At 69.4% G+C, this 21,836-nt stretch carries 15 protein-coding genes; 5 read left to right on the top strand and 10 right to left on the bottom strand.

Features of this window, described 5'->3' with window-relative positions; genetic code table 11:
• Positions 1–124 precede the first annotated feature (124 nt).
• The 4 genes from ACIBJE_RS23195 to ACIBJE_RS23180 form a co-directional block, all read right to left on the bottom strand.
• Positions 125–1,462, bottom strand: a complete 1,338-nt coding sequence (locus ACIBJE_RS23195; RefSeq protein ID WP_396751527.1) for an aminotransferase class III-fold pyridoxal phosphate-dependent enzyme — start codon at positions 1,460–1,462, stop codon at positions 125–127.
• A gap of 123 nt (positions 1,463–1,585) precedes the next feature.
• Positions 1,586–2,371 (bottom strand): APH(3') family aminoglycoside O-phosphotransferase, encoded by a 786-nt coding sequence (locus ACIBJE_RS23190; RefSeq protein ID WP_396751525.1) that lies wholly within the window; start codon positions 2,369–2,371, stop codon positions 1,586–1,588.
• Positions 2,372–2,429: 58 nt separating this feature from the next.
• Positions 2,430–3,782, bottom strand: a complete 1,353-nt coding sequence (locus tag ACIBJE_RS23185) for an aminotransferase class III-fold pyridoxal phosphate-dependent enzyme (protein WP_396751523.1) — start codon at positions 3,780–3,782, stop codon at positions 2,430–2,432.
• 623 nt (positions 3,783–4,405) lie between these two features.
• Complete coding sequence (locus ACIBJE_RS23180) at positions 4,406–6,277, bottom strand: B12-binding domain-containing radical SAM protein (protein WP_396751521.1); 1,872 nt, start codon at positions 6,275–6,277, stop codon at positions 4,406–4,408.
• A 292-nt stretch (positions 6,278–6,569) separates the two neighbouring features.
• On the opposite strand from ACIBJE_RS23180, the gene ACIBJE_RS23175 reads away from it, so the two are divergent.
• Positions 6,570–7,814, top strand: a complete 1,245-nt coding sequence (locus tag ACIBJE_RS23175) for an aminotransferase class III-fold pyridoxal phosphate-dependent enzyme (protein ID WP_396751519.1) — start codon at positions 6,570–6,572, stop codon at positions 7,812–7,814.
• A 167-nt stretch (positions 7,815–7,981) separates the two neighbouring features.
• Here ACIBJE_RS23175 and ACIBJE_RS23170 read toward each other — a convergent pair whose 3' ends face one another.
• The 4 genes from ACIBJE_RS23170 to ACIBJE_RS23155 all read right to left on the bottom strand — a co-directional run bounded on the left by ACIBJE_RS23170 (position 7,982) and on the right by ACIBJE_RS23155 (position 12,387).
• Positions 7,982–8,494 (bottom strand): DinB family protein, encoded by a 513-nt coding sequence (locus tag ACIBJE_RS23170; RefSeq protein ID WP_396751517.1) that lies wholly within the window; start codon positions 8,492–8,494, stop codon positions 7,982–7,984.
• A 54-nt stretch (positions 8,495–8,548) separates the two neighbouring features.
• Complete coding sequence (locus ACIBJE_RS23165) at positions 8,549–9,484, bottom strand: WD40 repeat domain-containing protein (RefSeq protein ID WP_396751515.1); 936 nt, start codon at positions 9,482–9,484, stop codon at positions 8,549–8,551.
• 196 nt (positions 9,485–9,680) lie between these two features.
• Entirely contained in the window at positions 9,681–11,087 is a 1,407-nt protein-coding gene (locus ACIBJE_RS23160) for an MFS transporter (RefSeq protein ID WP_396751513.1), read from the bottom strand.
• Between the two features lie 289 nt (positions 11,088–11,376).
• Positions 11,377–12,387, bottom strand: coding sequence for a zinc-binding dehydrogenase (locus ACIBJE_RS23155; RefSeq protein ID WP_396751511.1), 1,011 nt, complete (start codon positions 12,385–12,387; stop codon positions 11,377–11,379).
• A 621-nt stretch (positions 12,388–13,008) separates the two neighbouring features.
• Here ACIBJE_RS23155 and ACIBJE_RS23150 point away from each other — a divergent pair.
• The 4 genes from ACIBJE_RS23150 (at position 13,009) to queD (ending at position 16,209) form a co-directional block, all read left to right on the top strand.
• A complete protein-coding gene (locus tag ACIBJE_RS23150; RefSeq protein ID WP_396751509.1) occupies positions 13,009–14,352 on the top strand; it encodes a cation:proton antiporter in 1,344 nt (447 codons plus the stop codon).
• A 158-nt stretch (positions 14,353–14,510) separates the two neighbouring features.
• Positions 14,511–15,212, top strand: a complete 702-nt coding sequence (gene queC / locus ACIBJE_RS23145; RefSeq protein ID WP_396751507.1) for a 7-cyano-7-deazaguanine synthase QueC — start codon at positions 14,511–14,513, stop codon at positions 15,210–15,212.
• Positions 15,209–15,856, top strand: a complete 648-nt coding sequence (gene queE, locus ACIBJE_RS23140) for a 7-carboxy-7-deazaguanine synthase (protein ID WP_396751505.1) — start codon at positions 15,209–15,211, stop codon at positions 15,854–15,856. Before queC ends, queE begins: the two co-directional genes overlap by 4 nt.
• Positions 15,856–16,209, top strand: a complete 354-nt coding sequence (gene queD / locus ACIBJE_RS23135) for a 6-carboxytetrahydropterin synthase QueD (protein ID WP_396751503.1) — start codon at positions 15,856–15,858, stop codon at positions 16,207–16,209. Before queE ends, queD begins: the two co-directional genes overlap by 1 nt.
• 73 nt (positions 16,210–16,282) lie before the next feature.
• On the opposite strand, the gene ACIBJE_RS23130 is transcribed toward queD, so the two are convergent.
• Positions 16,283–19,699, bottom strand: a complete 3,417-nt coding sequence (locus tag ACIBJE_RS23130; RefSeq protein WP_396751501.1) for an MFS transporter — start codon at positions 19,697–19,699, stop codon at positions 16,283–16,285.
• Positions 19,696–21,633, bottom strand: a complete 1,938-nt coding sequence (locus ACIBJE_RS23125) for a hypothetical protein (protein WP_396751499.1) — start codon at positions 21,631–21,633, stop codon at positions 19,696–19,698. Before ACIBJE_RS23125 ends, ACIBJE_RS23130 begins: the two co-directional genes overlap by 4 nt.
• Positions 21,634–21,836 lie beyond the last annotated feature (203 nt).

The raw sequence follows: 21,836 nt of genomic DNA, 5'->3' as shown, positions 1-21,836 counted from the left end.
CGGGGGGGGGGGGCGGCGGGGGCCGGGGCGCCCCCCCCCCCCCCCCCCCCCCCCCCCCCCCCCCCCCCCGCGGGGGGGGGGGGGCCCCCCCCCCCCCCCCCCCCCCCCCCCGCCGTTCGTGTGCTCAGTCCTGTGCGGGGACGAGGACGGGCTTGATGCTCCGGTCCCGGTTGACCACCTTCTCGACGGTCGCGTCGATCAACGCGTTCGTCCGCTCGTCATCACGCAACAGACCACCGAAGGCCTCCTCCGCGAAATCGAGCTTCCGCTCCTCGGTCAACTCACCACCCGACGTCGGCGCGATGTCCGGCCGATCCGCCACCACCTGACGCGTCGCCTTCCGGAACGCCGTCAACACGTGGTCCACCGCCGCCTCGTCGAACGCCGTCGTCACCAACTGCGTACCAGAGTCCTCGAAATACACCCCGTAGTCGTGTGCCGTCTTGTAGATCTCCCAACCCAGATCGTCATTCGGCAACACCACATCGAACATCAGGGCCGGGCCACCCACCCAGTTCGGAATGCCCTCACTGGTCAGGATCTCCCGCATACCATCCGCCAGCCGACGGCCCATCCGCTCCGCGTGCTCGTACACACCCGGCGTGTCCAGAACATCCAACACCGCCATGGCCGCCGCCATCGGCGGCACCTCCCGCGTGTACGTACCCTGGATCCCCGACACGTCATACGTATCGATGATGTCCCGACGACCCATCACCGCCGCCAACGAATGACCATTCGCCAGACCCTTGCCGAGTACGACGACGTCAGCCGGCACACCCAGGCCGTGCACACCCTTCGGCCCCGCCCGGAAACCCGTGTACACCTCGTCCAACATGAACGGCACGTCATACCGCGCGCACAACGCCGACATCCGGCGGTAGTGATCGAGGTCGAAGTACAACACCTCGGGAGAGACGATGACGCCGGCGACCTGGTCACCGAACGCCTCCAGCATCCTCGCCAGGGCCTTCTCGTTGTACCCGAAACCCACCACACCAGTGGACTGCTGGTACCCGAACTCCTCCCCGGCCATCTGCCACTCGTGCCAGCCGTGATAGCCGGACGACAGGATCAGCTCACGACCCGTCGCCGCCCGCGCCAACCGGACCGCCATCGCCGTGCCCTCGGTACCGGTTTTGTGGAAGACCACCTTCTCCGCACACTCGTACCGCTCACACATCTGCTCCGCCAACTCCACCCGCGGAACCGACAACGTCGACGCGAACGTCGTACCGTAATCCCGAATCTGCCGCGTGATCGCCTCATTGACCGCCGGATGTCGGTAGCCGAGGATGACGGCGGCATCAGCGCCGGTCAGATCGACGTAGCGGTTACCCGACAGGTCCGTCATCCAGGCGCCCTCGGCGTGCGCGATCACCGACGGATAGCGCCCCGAGATGTCGTACTCCTCGGCCGCGGTCGTCCGCCGGGCCCGCTCGATCAACTCACGGTAGTTCATGTGCCCACCACGCCATTCACGTCGGGGCGGGGGGGGGGGGGGCGGGCGCCCCCCCCCCCCCCCCCCGCGGGCGGGGGGGGGGGGGGGGGGGGGGGGGCGCCCCCCCCCCCGCCCGGGGTCAGCTCAGAGAAACTCGTCCAGCAGTTGGATGTAGGTCAGCTTGTGCTGGTCGACGGTGATGCCGTACCGCCGGAGGAAGTGCTCGGCGTGCGGCGGCCCGTAACCCCAGACGTCGTCCTGGCCGATGTTGTACAGCGCCAGGGCGAGATCCATCCACCGGTCCGACACCCCGGCCCGGTCGACGTCGAGGATGCCGGCCAGGGTCAGCGTCTCCGGATCGATCAGCACGTTGTCGAGGCAGAAGTCACCGTGGCAGACGACGAGGTCGTCCTCCTCCGGGGGCGTCATCTTGCTCAGTTCGTCCCAGAGCTGCTGAGCCGTCCAGCCCTCGTGCGAGGGGTCCACGTCGTCGAGGTCGAGCGCACCCAACTCCATCGAGGAGCTGGCCTGGTGGATCAGGTCGGCCAGCCGCCGCTCGAACGGGCACTCCGCCACCGGAAGCCCGTGCAGCGTACGCGCGACGTCGGCGACGACGTCGATCACCCGCCACCGTTCCTCCGGCTTCCAGTGCCGGGCGGCGGGCCGCCCGGGCAGCGTCCGGGTGACCACCCACGCCAGTTCGTCGTTGGCGTCGAGGGCCACCACCTCCGGTACGGGCAGTCCCTGCCCGGCCAGCCAGCGGAGCCGTTCGGCCTCCTTGGTCGGATTGAACCGGTGGTCGTCGGGGTGCCTGGGCGGCGTGGTCTTCACGTAGAAGGAGGGTCCCTCCCCCACGCGGTAGACCGTCGCACCGGACGAACGCTCGCCCAGGCACTCCCACGGGTCGTCCTTGTCGCCCCAGCCAGTCACCGGTATCGGTGCTGCAGCCATCTTCACCGGCCCTGTCGTTCTTCTTCCGGGGCCCGGGTCAGTTCTGTTCGGGGATGAGGACCGGCTTGACGCTACGGTCCCGACTCACGACCTGCTCGATCGTCGCGTCGATCAACGCGTTCGTCCGCTCGTCATCACGCAACAGACCACCAAAGGCCTCCTCCGCGAAGTCCAGCTTCCGCTCCTCGGTCAACTCACCACCCGACGTCGGCGCGATGTCCGGCCGATCCGCCACCACCTGACGCGTCGCCTTCCGGAACGCCGACAACGCGTGGTCCACCGCCGCCTCGTCGAACGCCGTCGTCACCAACTGCGTACCAGAGTCCTCGAAATACACCCCGAACTCATGCGCCGCCTTGTAGATCTCCCAACCCAGATCGTCATTCGGCAACACCACATCGAACATCAACGCCGGGCCGTCCACCCAGTTCGGAATCCCCTCACTGGTCAGGATCTCCCGCATCCCATCCGACAACCGACGACCCATCGCCTCCGCGTGCTCGTACACACCCGGCGTGTCCAGAACATCCAACACCGCCATGGCCGCCGACATCGGCGGCACCTCCCGCGTGTACGTACCCTGGATCCCCGACACGTCATACGCATCGATGATGTCCCGACGACCCATCACCGCCGCCAACGAATGACCATTCGCCAACCCCTTGCTGACCACCACCACGTCAGCCGGCACACCCAGGCCGTGCACACCCTTCGGCCCCGCCCGGAAACCCGTGTACACCTCATCCATCATGAACGGCACGTCATACCGCGCACACAACGCATACATCCGCTGGTAGAACTCGACGTCGAAGTACAGCAACTCCGGCGAGATCAGGACTCCGGCAACCTCGCCACCGAAAGCCTCCAACATCTTCGCCAGAGCCTTCTCGCTGTACCCGAAACCGACCACACCAGTCGTCTGCTGATACCCGAACGTCTCCCCCGCCAGCTGCCACTCGTGCCAGCCGTGATAGCCAGACGACAGAATCAACTCACGACCCGTCGCCGCCCGCGCCAACCGAGCCGCCATCGCCGTGCCCTCGGAACCGGTCTTGTGGAAGACCACCTTCTCCGCACACTCGTACCGCTCGCACAACCGCTCCGCCAACTCCACCCGCGGCACCGACAACGTCGACGCGAACGCCGTACCGTAATCCTGAATCTGCCGCGTGATCGCCTCGATCACCGCCGGATGACGGTGGCCCAGGATGATCGTCCCGCTGGAGGCGGTGAGGTCGACCATGCGGTTGCCCTCGACGTCGGTCAGCCACGCACCCTCACCCGACTGGATCATCGCCGAGAAGCGGGTCTCGATGTCGTACTTCTCCGCCGCAGTCACCCGACGGGCCCGCTCGACCAAGCCCCGGTTCGTCAAGTTGGCAGAATCCATGTCCTGGCTACCTTCTCTCGCCGATTTGACCCTTTGCCCAGGAGTGCCACCGGGATCGGCGCCGGGTTTGTCCGGCCGGCGCGCCAGCTGGGCCCGCTCGACCTGTGGTCGGCGACTGCCATCAGCTATCCCCAAGGGACACCGTGGCCGCCAGCATATAGCACTGTAACTATGCGCGGAATGGCTGAAACAGCTACTGACGTTTAGTGATTTCACTTTCCGTCACGCGACGGAAGCAGTGCGGAGTATTCGCCGGTCAATCCGTTGCGAACCGGCCGGTTCGGAGGCGTCGCCGGGTGCGCCGACCGCGTCGTCGACCCACCCCCGGCTCACTTACCGTGGTTTTCCGGGCAGGACCCCGGGATAATCCGGCGACTGCGGTCGCCCAGGGAAACCGAATTCTGGCTGAACAGTCCGGTACGGCTCGGCCGAATTGTCCGGGACGTCGACCCGAAGACGCTTTTCTCCACCCACCGGAGCCGATCCCCACCCACCAGCACCATCACCGTCCGTAACCGACGGTCCGATGCGTGGGGCTGCCGATCATGAAGTTGCCGACGGAATCCGTGATCGGCATCCCCGCCAACTTCATGATCGGCAGGACGGGAGGGGCAGGGTCGGGGTCAGTTGAGAACTGCCTCGGCGGTGACCAGTTCGGCCTCCCGGCGGTTCTGGTCGAGCATCTCGACGAAGCGGCGCTGGATCCGGCCGATCCGCTCGTCACCGGTGGACCGGACCACGAACGAGCATCCCTCGGCATCTCCGGCCGTCTGCGCCCCGACCTGCGCGCTGACCTGCGGCTGACCGCTGTAGAGCGCGATGGCCGCAGCGATCATGTCACCGGCGAAGCGGCAGAACTGGTCGGCGCCGGCACCCTTGTCGGCGTCCGCGACGTGCTGCATCACGCAGACGCAACCCAGCGGGTGACCGAGCGCCAGCAGCCCGTCGGCGGTCTCACGGATCGCCCGCACGGTGGCCGGCAGCTCCTCCGGGCTCTCCGGGTCGAGCTGCGCCATGCTGTGCTCGACCAGACGTGCGCCGGCCTCCGCCGCGGAGACCGGCCCCTGCTCGCGGCGCTCCGCCCCCTCGAGGACGTACTTCGGCCAGAGCGCCATGGCGAGGGTGCCGACCCAGGCCGTGTAGAGCTCGTCCGCCGCCAGGACCCCGTTGGCGAAGGCGAAGTTGAACTGGTCGAACATGGCCGGGTCGGTCAGCGGGTCGACGATGCCCCGGGTCAGGCAGGTCTGGTAGTCCGGGGAGCCGTAGATCGGGTAGAACGGGTTGGTCCAGAACTCGACGCCGGCCAGCACCAGGTTCACCGCGTCCTGCACGATCGCGTCGAGGCTCTGGTCGGGCAGCCCGACGATGATCGCGGCGCTCGCCGTCAACCCGAACTTCTCGAACAGGGCCACCCCGGCGGAGACCTTGTCCAGCGAGGTGAACCCCTTGCGCATCTTGCGCAGCCGGGCCGCGTCGGTGGTCTCCAGCCCGAGGAAGAGATCGTCGAAGCCGGCCGAGACCATGCTCTCCACCAGGTCCTCGGTGAGCTTCACGACGGTCATCCCGTTCGGCAGGCTGAGCCGGACGTCGAGCTGACGACGGACGATCTCCTGGCAGATGGCGTGCACCCGCTCGATGTCGAAGGTGAAGTTGTCGTCCTCGACCAGGAAACGGCGTACCCCGTGCACGTTGACGTAGTGCTCGATCTCGTCGACCACGCGCTGGGGGTCGCGGGCCCGGAACTGCTTGCCGACCGTGGCGTGCACGGTGCAGAACGAGCAGGAGAACGGACAGCCCCGGCTGGTGATCAGGGTGACCGCGTTGCCGTACCGGTTGAAGTCCAACTGGTCGGCGGCCGGCGGGGCGAGGGAGTCGAGGTCGGCGACGAAGGGTGCGCGCGGGCGGATGTGCGGCGCGCCGGGCGTGTCGCAATCGCAGTGCCCCTCGCCGCAGCGGAAGGCCACCCCGAGCAACTCGGTCAGGGACCGCCCGGTGACGAAGGCGTCCAGCAGCGCGACCGTGGTCACCTCGGCCTCGCCGAGCATCACCGCGTCGATCTCGGGCACCTCGAGCACGTGCGGGAAGGCGACCGTGCCGTGCTGACCGCCAAGGATCACCTTCGCGTTCGGCAGGATCCGCTTCGCCATCCTGGCCAGCTCGTACGCGCTCTCGTAGTAGGGGGTGAACATGCAGGAGATGCCGACGACGTCCGCCCCGCTGGCGGCGAGGGCCGCCTCGATGCGCTCCGTCCGGGCACCCCAGTGCATGATGTGCCGCCAGCGCGGGTGACGCTCCAGCTTGGCCCGCTCGATCGTGGTCAGTTCCGCGTCCGGGACGACGTGGTTGTCCTCGGTGTAGGCGAGGGAGTCGAAAATCTCCGTCTCGTGGCCCGCGGCGCGCAGTGCTGACGAGACGTAGGCGAGCCCGATCGGAACGTGACGTCCGATTTCCACCATGCATCCGCGGATCGGCGGCTTGACGAGGAAAACCTTCACTTGATTACCTTCCGTAACAGAAGGCGCTGCCACCAGCGCGTTCATCCGCTGACCCCGTGCCTCTCCACGGTAATCGACGCGGCGACCGAGACAAATACCTGAAAGTACTCGATCCGAGGCCGCCCTCCATACTGGACGAATTCCCCAGATAATTGACGGGATGCTCACCGGGTGTCGCTTGTCGATACCACTCGGTGGTGGGCACTCGCGATTCGGCTTTGTCGCCCCCTATGATTTGCCGCGTGTCGCCCACGACCGGCCGAGGGGCGCAGGACAGCCGGAGGTTTCACTGATGATTATTGCCAACGCTGACGGTTGCACGCCGTACGAGGTGGCACGGGGTGTCACCATCGTCCGGGGCGAGGGCGCCTACGTGTACGACGCGGACGGTCGGGCCCTGCTCGACCTCTCCAACTCCTTCGGCAGCGTGATGCTCGGGCACCAGGACCCGGTGGTCACCGCTGCCGTGCTGGAGACGGTGCGCTCGGGCATTCCGGCCGCGGCCTCGCTCGACCTGCAGAACCGTCTGGCCGAGCAGATCGCCGGGGACCTTCCCGGCGACCAGCGGGTGGCGTTCTTCAAGACGGGCACCGCCGCGACCCGGGCCGCCGCCTCGGCCGCGCGCCAGGTCACCGGTAAGCGGCTCATCGCCAGCTGCGGATACCACGGGTACGACCTGATGTGGGAGTTCACCCCGCCGGGCCAGCCCAACTCCGAGGACGTGCTGCACTGCTACCACCTGCCGGAGCTGATCGACCAGGTCCTCGACCAGCACGCCGACGAACTGGCCGCCGTGATCATCGCGCCGGACTACATCCATGTCTCGCCGGAGTACATCGCCGACCTGTTCGAACGGTGCGAGCGGGTCGGGGTGGTGACCATCGCCGACGAGGTGAAGCACGGCTACCGTATCCGCCAGGGCGCCTCGGTCAACGAGGCAAGTGTCCTTGCCAACATGTACACGTACGCCAAGGGGATCAGCAACGGCTGGCCGCTCTCCTGCGTGGCCGGCGACGAACAGTTCCTGAAGCCGCTGGCCGAGTTCGTCTCGACCCTCACCTTCGAGGCACCCAGCTTCGCGGCGGCCTCGGCGACCCTCGACCGGCTGGCCGAGCTGGACGTCCAGGCGCAGCTGGCTATCGACGGCGCCCGCTTCGTGTCCGAGGCGGCCAAGATGATCAGCACCCGCGACCTGCCGATCGAGATGGCCGGCACCGGGGCCGCGTTCCAGTTCGTCTGCGCCCCGGAGGTGGAGGAGGTCCTCCTGCCGCACGCCCTGGCCGAGGGGATCATCCTCGAACCGTCCGACCAGCAGTACCCGTCCGCGTGTTTCCGGGGCGAGGTGGTCGACGACGCGCTCGACCGGCTCGACCGCGCGCTGACCACGATGGCCGCCGCCCGGCCCGACCTGGTCGGGCGCGAGGTGACCCAGCTCGACCGGGTCAACGCGGCCTTCTGCCAGATGGACGGCCTGCCTGGCCGGCCGGACGGCTGGAGCCTCGACCAGTGCGTGGAGTACGTGACCGATCAGCTCTGACCGCGTCCCGGACCCCACCGGGCCGCACGGCCACGAGGGTCCGGGCGGCCAGGGGAGCGACGACGGGGGACCGACCGCCGGCAGGGCCTGCCGGGGACGGTCCCCCGTTCCGGTTCGCAGCCGGGCCACCCCGACGGCCGGGACGGCACGGACCGGGGCGGTCGGGATCAGTCGCCCGTCGCGCCGTCGATGCTCTGCCGGATCAGGTCGGCGTGACCGTTGTGCCGGGCGTACTCCTCGAGGATGTGCACCACCGTGGTCCGGAGGTTGCGCACCTCGCCCTCGTCCTCGTAGGTCTCACCGAGGTCGCGCAGCGTGAACGCCTTGCGGGTCAGCTCCGCCTCCTGCCGGAAGAGGTCGAAGTCGGCCTGCACGTCCGCCGTGGCCACGTCGTCGAAGGCGGCGTCCGGCCGCTCCTCGGTCGAGTACGGGTCTTCGGCCGTCTCGCCGGTGAAGAGAGTGCGCAGCCAGCGCTCCAGCTCCGTCATGTGACGCACCAGCCCGAGCAGGGTCAGGTTGGTCACCGGAACGCTGTTGGTCTTCAGCTGCGCCTCGGTCAGGCCCGAGCACTTCAGCAGCAGGGTGTCCCGGTGGTAGTCGAGCCAGCCCGCGAGCACGGCGGTCTCGTCGCCCAGCATCGGGTCTGGTTTCCGGTCGACGGCAGGGGCGGTCCAGGTCATGGGATGGTCCCTTTCGTTAGCTGAGTCAGGTGAGGGGTACGGCGGTCCCGATGGTCACCCGGCAGCAGGGTACGCCGGGAACGGCAGGATCCGGGCGGTCCCGTCCTGGCTGGCGGTGACGATGCGCGCGCCGGACCGGTCGAAGGCGATGTTCCACACCGGCGCGGTGTGTCCGGTCTCGACCTCCCCGACCTGCCGCCCGGTGGCGACGTCCCAGACCCGCACGGTGCAGTCCTCGGCGGCGCTGACCAGCAGGCGACCGCTCGGGTGGAAGACCACCCCGTCCACCGCGTCGGTGTGCCCGACCAGCGGCTCGACCGCCGCGCCGCCCGCCGCGTGGTCCCAGATCCGGACGGTCAGGTCGTCGGATCCGCTGGCCAGCAGCCGCCCGTCGGGACTGAAGGCGACGCTGACCGCGCCCTTCGTGTGCCCGACCAGCGGAGTGCCGACCGACCGCCCGGTCGCGGTGTCGTAGAGGCGCACCGCGTCACCGGTCGAGGCGACCAGGTGACCGTCCGGGTGGAAGGCCACCCCGTCGATCTCGTCGGTGCTCTCGGTGAGGGGCTCACCCACCGGCTCGCCGCCGGGCACCTTCCACAGCCGTACGGTGTGGTCGGCGCTGCCGGTGGCCAGCAGCCCGCCCTCGGGGTGGAAGGCCACGCCGTAGACGCCGGCGGTGTGCCCGGTGAGGGGCTGGCCGACCTGTTCACCGGTGGTGACGTCCCAGATCCGGGCGGTCCGGTCCTCGCTGGCGCTGGCCAGCAGCCGGCCCTCGGGGTCGAACGCCACGAGCCAGACCGTGTCGGTGTGTCCGGTGAGGGTCCGGCCGACCTGCTCGCCGGTGGTCGCGTCCCAGAGACGGACGGTCCCGTCCTCGCCGCTGGTGGCGACCATGTGATCGTCGGGGTGGAAGACCGCGCCGATCACGCCCTCCTGGTGCCCGGTCAGCACCAGGGACGGTCGAGTGGGGGGCACTGCTGCCGACTCCACCTGTCTGCTCCGTTCTCCACGTGGCGTGGGGGGTATGTGGGTGACCCGGGGGCGGCCGACCGCACGCCGCCGCACCCGGGATGGGAGGGAACCAGCGCCGGGACGCCTCGTCCCGGCGGAAGGAGGACCGGTCGGCGACCGGCCCGGACGCGGGCCGCCGACCGCCGAGCGGCGGACGGCGACCCGCGTCGTCAGGTCACTCGGTACGCGACCGACGGTTGAACAGGGCGAGGACGGCCGGCAGCGCGGCGATGACGGCGGCCACCCAGAACGCCCGACGCATCCCCTCGACCGGGTCGGCGGGCGTGCCCGCCGCGGTGACCAGCACGGCCAGGCCCAGTGCCGGACCGATCTGCTGGACCGCCTGCAGCACGCTGGAGGCCGCGCCGGTGATCTCCGGGGCCACGTTGGACATGATCGAGGCGGTCACCGAGGAGTAGATCAGCCCGGCGCCGAAGCCGGCGATCGCCAGCGGGCCGAGCAGCGAGGTGACGTAGCCACCGTCGGCGGAGATCTGGGTGAGCCAGACCATCCCGAGCGTGGTGAGCAGCGCGCCGATCCCGGCCACGACGCTCGGACCGAGCTTCGGCACCAGCTGTCCGCTCAAGATCGCGGCGACCAGGACCAGGACCGCCGCCGGGATGAAGGCGAAGCCGGTACGCAGCGCGGAGTAGCTCCACACCCCCTGGAAGTACTGGGTGAGGAAGAAGAACATGCCGGCGAAGGCGGCCGGGAAGAACAGCAGGGTGACGAAGCCGCTGGCCCGGACCCGGTCGGTGAACAGCCGCAGCGGCAGCAGCGGCTGCCGGGCCCGACGCTCGGCCAGGACCAGGACGGTGAACAGGACGGCCGCCACGGCGAGGCAGGCCAGGACGACCACGTCGCCCCAGCCCTTGGTCGAGGTGCGGACCAGGGCGTACACCAGGGCGACCATCGCGCCGGTCGAGGTCACCGTCCCGACGATGTCGAACGAGCCGCGCTGCGGCTGGCTCTCCCGGAGGACGCCCGGCGCGAGCAGGAGCACCAGCGCGACCACCGGCACGTTGATGAAGAACACCCAGCGCCAGGACGCGGCGTCGCTCAGCACCCCACCGAGGATCAGGCCGAGCGTGCCGCCGGCCGCGGCGATGCCGGTGTAGACACCGATCGCCTTGTTCCGGGCCGCGTTGTCGGTGAAGTTGATCGGGATCAGCGAGAGCGACGTCGGTGCGACCAGCGCGGCCCCGACCCCCTGCAGGGCGCGGGCGGCGATCAGCATCTCCGGGGAGGTGGCCAGGCCGCAGATCAGCGAGGCGACGCCGAAGACCGCCAGTCCGATGAGGAGTATCCGCCGCTGGCCGACGATGTCACCGGCCCGCCCGCCGAGCAGCATCAGACCGCCGAACGCCAGCGCGTACGCGTTGACCACCCAGACCAGCCCGGTCGCGCTCACCTCGAGACTCTGCTGGATCTGCGGCAGGGCGACGTAGACCACCGTCGAGTCGAGGACGATCATCAAGGCGCAGGAGGCCAGGAGGGTCAGCGCGAGTCCGGGCCGGCTGGGGCCCGCTGCGCCGGGCTGCTGGGCCTCCGCGCCGGTCGCTTGTTTGGCCGTGTCAGACATAGACAGCCTCACTCAATATGGTCGGAATCAGGATCGGCCAATATATGCGATTCGGCGTGTCCGTCTGAAGACCCGAACGGGTCCGTCCGTCCACTTCGGAAAAACTCTGGCGTTCGACAGCCCGTTTCCCTCGCACCACCGTGGACCGTTTCGGCGACCACCGGCGGGCGAACGGGGAAACGGCCGGTGACGATTCGGGTCACCGGCCGTCGGTGGCCGGCGCTGTGGGACCGGCGGTCGTGGTGTCGCCGCACCGGACGGCGACACCACGTTCCGACTCGTACGTCGGCTACTCGTTCCGCAGGTCGAACACGACCCGGACGGTGCCGTCGGTGCGGTTGATGGCCCGGTCGATGGCGGGTGCGTAGTCGTCCAGCGTGACGATGTCGGTGAGGATGGGCTGGGTGTCGATCGCCCCGTTCGCGAGCAGGTCAACGGCCTCCCGGTACTTACCACCAGGCCCCATCACGCCGACCAGGCTGGCGTACGACAGCGGCAGCCGGGCGGTCTCCAGCGAGTGCTCGGCACCGACCTGGTAGCCGACCAGGCAGACCCGTCCGCCGGGGCGCACCAGGTCGAGCGCGCGGACGACCGACTCCGGGTCGCCGGACGCCTCGAACACGACGTCCACCTTGTCCGCGTAGCTGGTGAGCTCGGGCAGCTCGCTGGGGTGCACCGCGGCGGCGGCGCCGCTCTCCTCGGCGATCTTGCGACGCTCGGCGACCAGGTCGGTGGCGAGCGTGACGGTGGCCCCGGTCGCCTTGGCCGACTGGAGGATGAGCTGGCCGATGCCTCCGGCACCCAGCACGGCGACCCGCTCCGCAGGACGGAGGTTGATCCGGTCCACCGCGTGCAGCGCGACGGCGAGGGGCTCGGTCTGGCTCGCCGCGGCGAGGTCCATCCCCTCGGGGAGCAGATAGAGGTTGGTGATCGGCACGGCCACGTACCCGGCGCAGCCGCCGTCGACGGTGAAGCCGATCTCGATGAGGTTCTCGCACATCACCGGCAGCCCGTCGCGGCAGGGCCCACAGCCCTGGCAGCCGACGATCAGGTCACCGGTGACCGGACGGCCGACCCAGGACTCATACCCCTCCGGGGCGGAGTCCACCACGCCGGCCCACTCGTGGCCCGGCACGATCGGGTACCGGTTGCCGTGCCACTTGCCCCGGTAGAGCCAGAGATCACTACCACAGAGGCAGCAGTAGTGCACCTTGACGACAGCCCATCCGGGAGGTGCCTCCGGGCGGGGAGTGTCAATGATCTGAGCCTTGTGTCCTCCATGGAACTGTAGCGCTCGCATTCGTCCCCCCACGCGGCTGTGAGTTGTTCTCCGGTCACCTTAGAGCCCGGTTGATCTGCGCTCAACCAGTTCCGCTCTGGAAATTCCACCTTGACAGATGATCCATAGCCGACTATCGTCCCGAAAGGATCCTCCAACCTCTGGGAGATTTGACGGCCGGTTTCTCCGGTGACGTCCTCCAGTATCGGGGCTTGGCTCTGTCGAGGTCGCGCCCGCGGGTCGTCGGACAAGTTTGGGGGTGTGGCGGTCGACATCACGAGAACTGCCGTCGTGCCGCGTCTCGAAAACGCTGTTCTCCACTGCCGCCGTCGCGTCGCATTTCCGTCTCCGTCCATCGCCGTGCCATCTTTCGGTCATCCGGTGATGGTTCATGCCCATGGGCAGGAGCAGGTCCGGTGCCAACCGGGTGAATCGTCGCGACCGGTGACCGGAGAGACGCGCCCGGAACCCGGCACCTGAGCGAGACCCTCCACTCCTTCAGTACGCCCGTGCTCGTGTGCTCCCGGCCCGACGATGAACCGTCCCCGGCCGCCCCGCGTTCTCCCAGGCAGACGCGGCGATGGTCGGCGCCCGGAGCCCGTCGGGCACGTCGCGTCCGTACTGACAGCTCAAGGACCCCAGATGGACTCCGTGCACTCCGACCTCAAGGTCGCCATCGTCGTCGCCGACATCGCCATCGTGCTGATCGTCGGCTCACTGCTCGTCATGCTGCTCCGCCGGCTGAAGCAACCGCCGGTCATCGGCGAGATCACCGCCGGCATCGTGCTCGGTCCGAGCATCCTCGGCCTGCTTCCCGGGGACGTCACCGGCTTCCTGTTCCCCGTCGAACTTCGCCCCCACCTCTCAATGATCTCCCAGGTGGGGCTCCTGCTCTTCATGTTCCTGGTGGGCTGGGAGTTCAACGGCCAGCTGCTCAAGCGCGGGTCCGGTGCCATCGCATCGGTCTCGCTCTGGGCGTTCGTCCTGCCCTTCGCGCTCGGCATCGGCACCGCCGCCCTCCTCTACGAGCGGCACGACGTGGTCGACGGAGAGCACGTCTCCTTCTGGTACTTCGCCGCGTTCCTGGGTATCGCGATGTCGATCACCGCGTTCCCGGTGCTGGCCCGGATCCTCCACGACACCGGACTGGCGGGCACCCGGGTCGGGGCCCTGACCCTGGCCTCCGCCGCGCTGGAAGACGTGATGGCCTGGATCCTGCTCGCGGTCATGGTGGTCGGCTTCACGGCCAGCGGTGGCACGGCCACCCTGCTGACCGTGCTCGGGCTCTTCCTCCTCTACGCCCTGGCGATGGCCCTCGGGGTCCGGCCGGCGCTGCGCTGGCTCGTCGCCCGGCTCACCCACGGCGGCAAGGCCTCACCGTTCCTCGTGCCGCTGATCGCCGCCGGGGCGTTCCTCTCCGCCTACGCCACGTCGTGGATCGGGGTGCACGCGATCTTCGGTGCCTTCGCCTTCGGTCTGGTGATGCCCCGGGAGCCCCGGGCACTGCTCGCCGAGACCCTGCACACCCCGCTGGAGAGCGGCACCCGCCTGCTGCTGCCGATCTTCTTCATCGTCACCGGGCTCTCCGTGGACGTCAGCGCCCTCGGCTGGACCGGTCTCGGCGAACTGGCCCTCATCATGGCCGCCGCCTGCGCCGGCAAGCTCCTCGGCGCGACCCTGCCGGCAAAGCTCTCCGGCATGAGCTGGCGGGACTCCTACGCGGTCGGGCTGCTGATGAACACCCGCGGCCTGACCGAGCTGGTGATCCTCAACATCGGCGTTTCCCTCGGCGTGCTGGACGGTGAGATGTTCACGATGATGGTGCTGATGGCCCTCCTCACCACGGCCATGGCGGTGCCGATGCTGCCGCGCGGGCTACCCCGGGTGCCGGGGAACCTGTTCAGCATTCCGCCGGTCACCACCCCGCCGGCCCCGGCCGCCAACCGTGCCCCGGTGGGACAGGAGGTCACCTCCGGCACGTCCTGATCCGGCACCGCGACACACCGGCGACGGAAACGCCCCGTCGCCGGTGTGTCGCGTGCCGCAGGACGATGCCCTGAGCCGGGTTCGCGCCTGAACGCTGAGTAGGCTTACCGCCGGGTACGACCGTGCCCGTGGACGAGAGTGAAGGGTGGTGGCGGCGCGTGCCGACGGAGAAGCGCAGGGCCGTGGTGCTGCTCAGCGGTGGGCTCGACTCCGCCACGGTGCTCGCCATGGCGGTGCACGAGGGGTACGAGGCGCACGCGCTCAGCTTCCGCTACGGCCAGCGGCACACCGTCGAGCTGGAGGCAGCCGCCCGGGTGGCGAAGGCGCTCGGCGCGACCCGGCACGTGGTCGCCGACATCGACCTGCGGATCTTCGGGGGCTCGGCGCTGACCGACGACGCGCTCGCCGTACCGCACCACGCCTCGGCCGACGAGCTGGGCGACGAGATCCCGGTCACCTACGTGCCGGCCCGCAACACGATCTTCCTGTCGTTCGCCCTGGCCTGGGCGGAGACCCTGGACGCCTCGGACATCTTCATCGGGGTCAGCGCGCTGGACTACAGCGGCTACCCGGACTGCCGTCCGGAGTACGTCGCCGCCTACGAGGCGATGGCCAACCTGGCGACCAAGGCCGGTGTCGAGGGACGGCAGCGGCTGCGCATCCACACCCCGCTGATCCAGCTCACCAAGGCCGAGACCATCCGTCGGGGCCTGGAGCTGGGCGTCGACTACGCCTGGACGCACAGCTGCTACGACCCGGTCGACGGTCGGGCCTGCGGCAGCTGCGACTCGTGCCTGCTGCGGGGACGCGGCTTCGCCGAACTCGGGCTGACCGACCCCGCCCTGTCCACCACCGGGTGACCGACGTGTACCGGATCAAGGAAATCTTCTACACCCTCCAGGGCGAGGGCACCCACGCCGGCCGGCCGGCCGTCTTCTGCCGCTTCACCAGTTGCAACCTCTGGACGGGGCGGGAGGAGGATCGACACCGGGCGATCTGCCGGTTCTGTGACACCGACTTCGTCGGCACGGACGGCCCCGGTGGGGGCCGGTTCGCCACCGCCGCCGACCTGGCCGCCGCCGTCGCCGCCGCCTGGCGGGGGCAGGCCCACCCGCGCAGCCGCCCGTACGTGGTGTGCACCGGCGGCGAGCCGCTGCTGCAACTCGACGAGGCGGCCGTGTCCGCCCTGCACGAGGCGGGCTTCGAGGTCGCGGTGGAGACCAACGGCACCCGCCCGGCACCGGCGGGCATCGACTGGGTCTGCGTCAGCCCCAAGGCCGGCGCGGAGGTGGTGCTCACCCGGGGCGACGACCTGAAACTCGTCTACCCGCAGCCGGGGGCGGAGCCGGCCCGCTTCGAGGGCCTCGACTTCACCCATTTCATGCTCCAGCCGATGGACGGCCCGGACCGGGTCGCCAACACCGAGGCCACGGTGCGGTACTGCCTGGAGCACCCGCAGTGGCGGCTGAGCCTACAGACCCACAAGTACATTGGAATCGCCTGATGGAGATCTTCCGGGAGTTCACCTTCGAGGCCGCCCACCGGCTGCCGAACGTGCCCGAGGGGCACAAGTGCGCCCGCCTGCACGGTCACTCGTACCGGGTGGCCGTGCACGTCAGCGGGGACGTCGACCCGCAGGCCGGCTGGGTGATGGACTTCGGCGACCTCAAGCAGGCGTTCGAGCCGGTGCGGGACCAGCTCGACCACCGCTACCTCAACGAGGTGCCGGGGCTGGAGAACCCGACCAGCGAGGTGCTCGCCCGCTGGATCTGGGACCGGTTGACGGACCGGCTGCCGCTGTCGGCGGTGTCGGTGCGGGAGACCTGCACCTCCGGTTGCGTCTACCGGGGCGACTGACCCACCGACGGCGGGGCGCCCCGGTACGCCGAAGGGCCGGACCACCGTGGTGGCCCGGCCCTCCTGACGGGTGTCACATCCGGGATTCGCTGACCCGGTCCCCCTCGCCGGCCATCGGGGTCTCCCCCTCGGCCGTCGTCATCGAAGCGTCCTGACCCGTCATCGGGGTCGTGGACGCGTCCGCCATCATCATCGGCTCGTCCATCTGCTCCGTGCGCAGCTCGGGCGGCAGCGCATGCAGCGGATACAGGCCGACGAGTTGCAGACGGCCCGGGAACACGTTCAGCCGACCGAAGTCGTCCAACCGGTTGCTGGTCTTGACGATGGACCGGCGGTGCTGCCGGGTCTCCTCCAGGATCTTCTCCCGGGCCACCGGGTCGAGCTGCTCCCCGGTCTGCGGATCGGTGCCCGCCTTGGCGTGCCCCGGTTGGGCGAAGTCCGGCTCGCTGGCGCGCAACCAGGCGGCGGTGTCCTCCCGGATGCCGTCGGCGAGCTGGCGCACGGCCGCTTCGTGGGCGGTCCCCTCGTCGCGGGCCTGCCAGTACCGGTAGACCCGGGCGGCGTGCCCGATCATGCCGGTCGTGGAACCCCGGCTGAGCAGGAAACTGCCGTTGCCGAAGGAGTCTCCGGCGACCACGCAGTTCGACGCGACCAGCGCGTCCCGCCCGATCCGTTCCACGTTGCTGACCAGCTTCGGGGTGGCGAGGCTGAGGGTACGGACGAGTTCCCGGCGGGGGATCTCGGTGAGCAGCGACACCTGGTCGAGGAAGTAGTCCCGGATCAGGTACCGGTGCGCGCCGAAGTACTCGACGGAGTCCCGCCGGGTGCCCGCCGGCACCATGCCGGCCTGGATCGGGTCGAAGGTCCGGTAGTCCGGCACCTCCAGGATCGTCCAGCCGGTCTCACTGAACCCGTCGTGCCCGAGCGTCATCTGCCGGACCCAGTACTCGTTGCCCTGCTTGTCGAACGCGGAGGCGATGCGCTGGCGGGAGTTCGCCGCGACGTTGACGGCGATCAGTCCGACGATGTAGTCGGCCTGCGCCAGGAGCGGACCACGACCGTCCTGGTGGTCGATCGTCACGTGTTCCTGGGTGAACCCGAGCCGCTTGGCGTCGGTGCTCTCCACCCCCTCGGCGACCATGATCAGCCCGGGCGTGCCCAGGTCGACCAGTTCGGTGCCCCGGGCCCGGATCCGGCGGTAGGTGCCCTTCTCGTCGAGCTCCCGGATCGCCTCGATCCGGACCCGCAGCCGGCCGTCCGCGCCCCGGACGAGACCGTACTCCTGCGCCGCTTCCCGACGCAGCCGGCCCTGCCAGCGGGTCGGCCGGCTCGGCTCGGCCACACGGTGGTACGTGAAGAGTCGGCATCGCGGCTCCCCACCGGCGGCGAGGTCCATCCGCTCGATCTCCTCCAGGTACCGGCGGAGCAGGATCAGCAGATCCTCCGCGTTGACCTGGAAGGCGGGGGCGTCGGCGAAGACGTCCTCCATGCTGCGGCCGACGGTCTCCGGCCCGTGCTCCATGGACGGAGCCGGCGGGTTCGTCACGGTGACCGCCCGGTGCGGCTTGCCGTCCACCCACCGGTCGTCGACGAACTCCGCCATCTCGACGTGCCCGCCGACGCACGAGTCGGCCCACCCGTAGAGGATCTCGTCGGTCCGGGCCGCAGCGCCCTCCTCGGCGTCGGCCCGGTAGAAGACCTCGTGCAGGATGAACGGCTTGCCGTCGATCCGGCGGGGGATGCCCGCCTCGCCGTACCGCTCCATCATCAGCCGGTCGATGACCGCCAGGTGGTGGTAGATGTCGGCGCTGATCTTCCACTGCATCAGCGTCAGGTACGGGTCGCCCCGCAACTCGACGCCGACCGCTCGCCGGCCCATGGCGATCGACCAGAGCATCGCCATCATGTTGGTGCCACCGAGGCCCAACGCGAGGAAGTCCGGGTCGACCGCACCGGTCGGGTCGACCTGCCGGTTCGGCGACGTCGAGGACGTCTCGTCCAGCGAGTCGGGCGCGGTCTTGGGCACCTCGCTCTCCACCGCGAAGATGGCGAGCAGCATGGCGGCCACCATCGTGCCGAAGCCGACCAGGAACGCCATCTGGAAGCCGTCGGTCAGGGCGACCGCCGTCGTCTCACCCCGGGAGAGGGCGGACTCGGTGACGTTGGCCGCCACCGGGGCCAGCACGGCCAGGCCGATCGCCGAGCCGAGCTGCTGGGTGGTGTTGAGCAGGCCAGACCGGATGCCGCTGTCCTTGAGCGTGGCCTCGGCCAGGGCGATCCGTAGCACCGGAGGCGTCGCGAGCCCGGAACCGGTACCGATCAGCAGCACGGCCGGCAGCACGTCGACCCAGTAGCTGCCGTCGGCCGGGATCCGGGCGAGCAGCAGCAGGCCCAGCGCCATCAGCCCCATCGCGGGGAGGAGCAGCGTCTTGGCGTCCCGCTTGCGGGCCAGCCGGGGGGCGATCTTCAGCGAGCCGACGCCGATGGCGACCGCGGCCGGCACGAACGCGAAGCCCAGCTCCATCACGGTGAAGCCGAGGACGTTCTGCAGGTAGAGCGCGCAGAGGAAGAACATCGCGGTCGGACCGGCGACCATCAGCGCCAGGACGACGTTCGACCAGGCGACGTTCCGGGCGCGGAGCACCTCGCCCGGCACCAGCGGGTTACGGGCCCGCCGCTGCCAGAGGACGAAACCGGCCATCAGCAGCAGCGCCAGGCCGCCGAAGAGCGCCGTCCGGGCCCCACCGGCGTCGGCCTGCACGATGGCGTAGACCGTCAGCATCAGCGAACCGACCAGGGCCAGCGCCCCGATCCAGTCGATGCCCTCACCGGCCGAGGCGTCCCGGACGTTGTCCAGCAGCCGGACGGCCGCCACGATGGTGACCAGTCCGATCGGAACGTTGACGAAGAAGATCCAGTGCCAGCTGAGCGACGCGGTCAGCGCCGCGCCGGCGAGCTGGCCGAGCGCGGCTCCCGACGCCGCCACGAAGGCGTAGAAGCCGAGCGCCCGGGCCTGCTCCCGAGGCTTCGGGAACATGGTGACGATCATGCTGAGCACGACCGCGGTGGTGAACGCTCCGCCCACACCCTGCACGAACCGGGCCCCGACCAGCACCGCCTGGTCGGTGGCCAGGCCACAGACGACCGAGGCGGCCGTGAACAGACCGAGCCCGCTGAGGAAGACGCGCTTGGTGCCGATCAGGTCGCCGAGCCGGCCGGCGAAGAGCAGCAGCCCGCCGAACGGGATGAGGTAGGCGTTCACCACCCAGGCCAGGTCGGCCTGGGGGAACCCCAGGCCTTCCTGGATGGACGGTAGGGCGACGTACACTGCGGAGCCGTCGACGACGGAGATCAGGACGCCCACGCAGAGCACGATCAGCGCGAGCTGACGCTCCCGCAGGCTCCGCAACGGCTGCGCGGTGTCGCGCAGGACGACCGTCTCCCCGCCGCCGCCGTAGGAGTCACCCCGGGGTTGGTTGAGCTTGGTCACGACGCCGAACCGGCCCCGGCAGCGACGGTCTCCCGCATGTCGTCACCCATCGCGGACATGTCGTCCGGCATCATCTGCCGTTCGGCCGGGTGGGTCGTCATGAGCGGTGGCAGTTCGCTGCTGTGCAGCCGGCCGCTGCGCACCGAGAGTCGCCGCCAGTCCGACGGGTCGAGCGGCACGAGCGAGTGCCGGTGCCGCCGGGTCGCGTCGATCGTGTTCGCCCGCTCGCCGGACCCACGTCCGGTCTGCTTCTCGATCTCCTTGATCCGCTCCTCACCGAAGTTGATCGGCACGGCCTGGCTGAACTCCTGGGCGCTGACCTGGAGCCAGCCGAGGGTGTCCACCTTGATCTGGTCGGCCAGCTCACGGATCGCCTGCTCCCGGCTGACCCCCGCGTCGCGGGCCTGCCAGTAGCGGAGCACCCGGGAGCCGTGCCCCACCATGCCGGTGATCGCACCACCGCTGGTCATGAAGTGACCGTTGCCGAAGGAGTCTCCGGCCACGACACCGTTCCCGGCGACCAGCGCGTCCGCACCGATCCGCTCGATGAGGCTGAACAGCTTCGGGCCGTACGGAGCCTGGACCTTCTCCAGGTCGGAGACGGGGATCTCGGTGATCAGCGAGACCTGCTCCAGGTAGAACTCGCGCAGCAACTGCTGGTACGCGTTCAGGTACTCCTTGGCGCGCTTCGGCGTGCCCGGCGGGACCAGCCCGGCCAGGATCGGGTCGAAGGTCTTGAAGTCCGGCACCTGGACCAGGATCCACCCCACCTCGGGGTCGTCCTCGTGGCCCACCGCGATCTGGCGGACCCAGTACTCGTTCCCCTCGCGGTCGAACTCGGAGGCGATCCGGCGGCGCAGCCGGGCACCCACGTGCAGCTCGAGGTAGCCGGCGAGGTAGTCGGCCTGGGCCACGACCGCCCCACGACCGTCGTGATGGTCGACCGCGACGTCCTCCTGCCGGAAGCCGAGGCGGTCCGCATCGCTGCTGTCGAAGCCCTGCGCGATCATGAACAGTTCGGGAACGCCCAGGTCGATCAGCGAGGTGCCCGGCTTGCGGATCCGGCGGTACCGGCCCCGGTAGTCGAGCTCCTGGACCTCCTCGATGATGAGGCGCTTACGCCCGTCGGGAAGGCTGACGAAGCCGTCCTCCTGGCGCATCCACTTGAGGAAGCCGTCACCGTCGCCCTCGTCGCCGACAGCGACGCGGTGCGACAGGAAGAGACGGACCCGCGGCGTCACGCCGGCGGCGATGTCCATCTCCTCGATCAGTTCGAGGTACCGGCGCAGCATGATCAGCACCTCGGAGGCGCCGGCCTGGAACGTGGACGGACCGTCGAGGACCGTGACCATGTCCCGGCCGACCTTCTCGGGGTCGTGCTCGGCCGGCGGCTTGGCCGGCTGGAGGACGGTGAGCACCCGCTTCGGCGTGCCGTCCGACCACCGGTCGTCGATGAACTCGGTGTGGTGGATCAGGCCCGAGACGTGCGACTCCTCGATACCGGCGATGATCTCGTCGGCGTACACGTCACCCGGGTCGGTGACCGCGCTGTAGAAGGTCTCCCGGAGCTTGAAGAGCCGACCGTCGCCCTTGCGGGGAATGCCCTCCTCGCCGTACCGCTCGAGCATGAGCTGGTCGATCAGACCGAGGTGGTGCCAGAAGTCCTCACGGATGTTCCAGTGGACACCGAGCGAGGGATCACCGCGCAGTTCGACACCGACGCAGCGACGGCCGTTGGCCACCGACCACAGCATCGCCATCATGCTGGTCCCGCCCAGTCCGAGTGCGACGAAGTCGGGGTTGTGGATCCCGGTCCAGTCGATCTCGGTCTTCGTGCCACGCGGCGCGCGGGACCGCTCCGTCGGGTCGAGCGCGGTCGGCGCGCTCCCGCGCGACATACGCTCGACCAGGGAAGCTAATCGCAGATTCTTCATGACCTTTCCTCGACTCTTGAGGTTACGGATAAATGCCAAGCAGTCGACCGCCGAACGCCGCGGACATGGCCGCCATTCGGCTAGTTCAATGCTAGTTAAACTGTCAAGCGGGTTGCCGCTGATCAGCCCCAGATCGGGTGCATTCACGGAGGCCTGAACCAACAGTCGCGGATCTACGCGCGCTCTGGGCGGTAGGTGCGATT

This window comes from Micromonospora sp. NPDC050187 (genome assembly GCF_044459745.1).
Lineage (GTDB): Bacteria > Actinomycetota > Actinomycetes > Mycobacteriales > Micromonosporaceae > Micromonospora.
The sequence above is the reverse complement of the archived record's forward strand: the minus strand, read 5'-3'. Positions and strand labels throughout refer to the sequence as shown.

What these genes read in the sequence shown, in the direction of transcription:
- ACIBJE_RS23195 (WP_396751527.1), bottom strand. Translation starts at nt 1,462, where the DNA reads ATGAACTACCGTGAGTTGATCGAGCGGGCCCGGCGGACGACCGCGGCC.
- ACIBJE_RS23185 (WP_396751523.1), bottom strand. Translation starts at nt 3,782, where the DNA reads ATGGATTCTGCCAACTTGACGAACCGGGGCTTGGTCGAGCGGGCCCGT.
- ACIBJE_RS23175 (WP_396751519.1), top strand. Translation starts at nt 6,570, where the DNA reads ATGATTATTGCCAACGCTGACGGTTGCACGCCGTACGAGGTGGCACGG.
- ACIBJE_RS23170 (WP_396751517.1), bottom strand. Translation starts at nt 8,494, where the DNA reads ATGACCTGGACCGCCCCTGCCGTCGACCGGAAACCAGACCCGATGCTG.
- ACIBJE_RS23160 (WP_396751513.1), bottom strand. Translation starts at nt 11,087, where the DNA reads ATGTCTGACACGGCCAAACAAGCGACCGGCGCGGAGGCCCAGCAGCCC.
- ACIBJE_RS23155 (WP_396751511.1), bottom strand. Translation starts at nt 12,387, where the DNA reads ATGCGAGCGCTACAGTTCCATGGAGGACACAAGGCTCAGATCATTGAC.
- ACIBJE_RS23150 (WP_396751509.1), top strand. Translation starts at nt 13,009, where the DNA reads ATGGACTCCGTGCACTCCGACCTCAAGGTCGCCATCGTCGTCGCCGAC.
- queD (WP_396751503.1), top strand. Translation starts at nt 15,856, where the DNA reads ATGGAGATCTTCCGGGAGTTCACCTTCGAGGCCGCCCACCGGCTGCCG.
- ACIBJE_RS23125 (WP_396751499.1), bottom strand. Translation starts at nt 21,633, where the DNA reads ATGAAGAATCTGCGATTAGCTTCCCTGGTCGAGCGTATGTCGCGCGGG.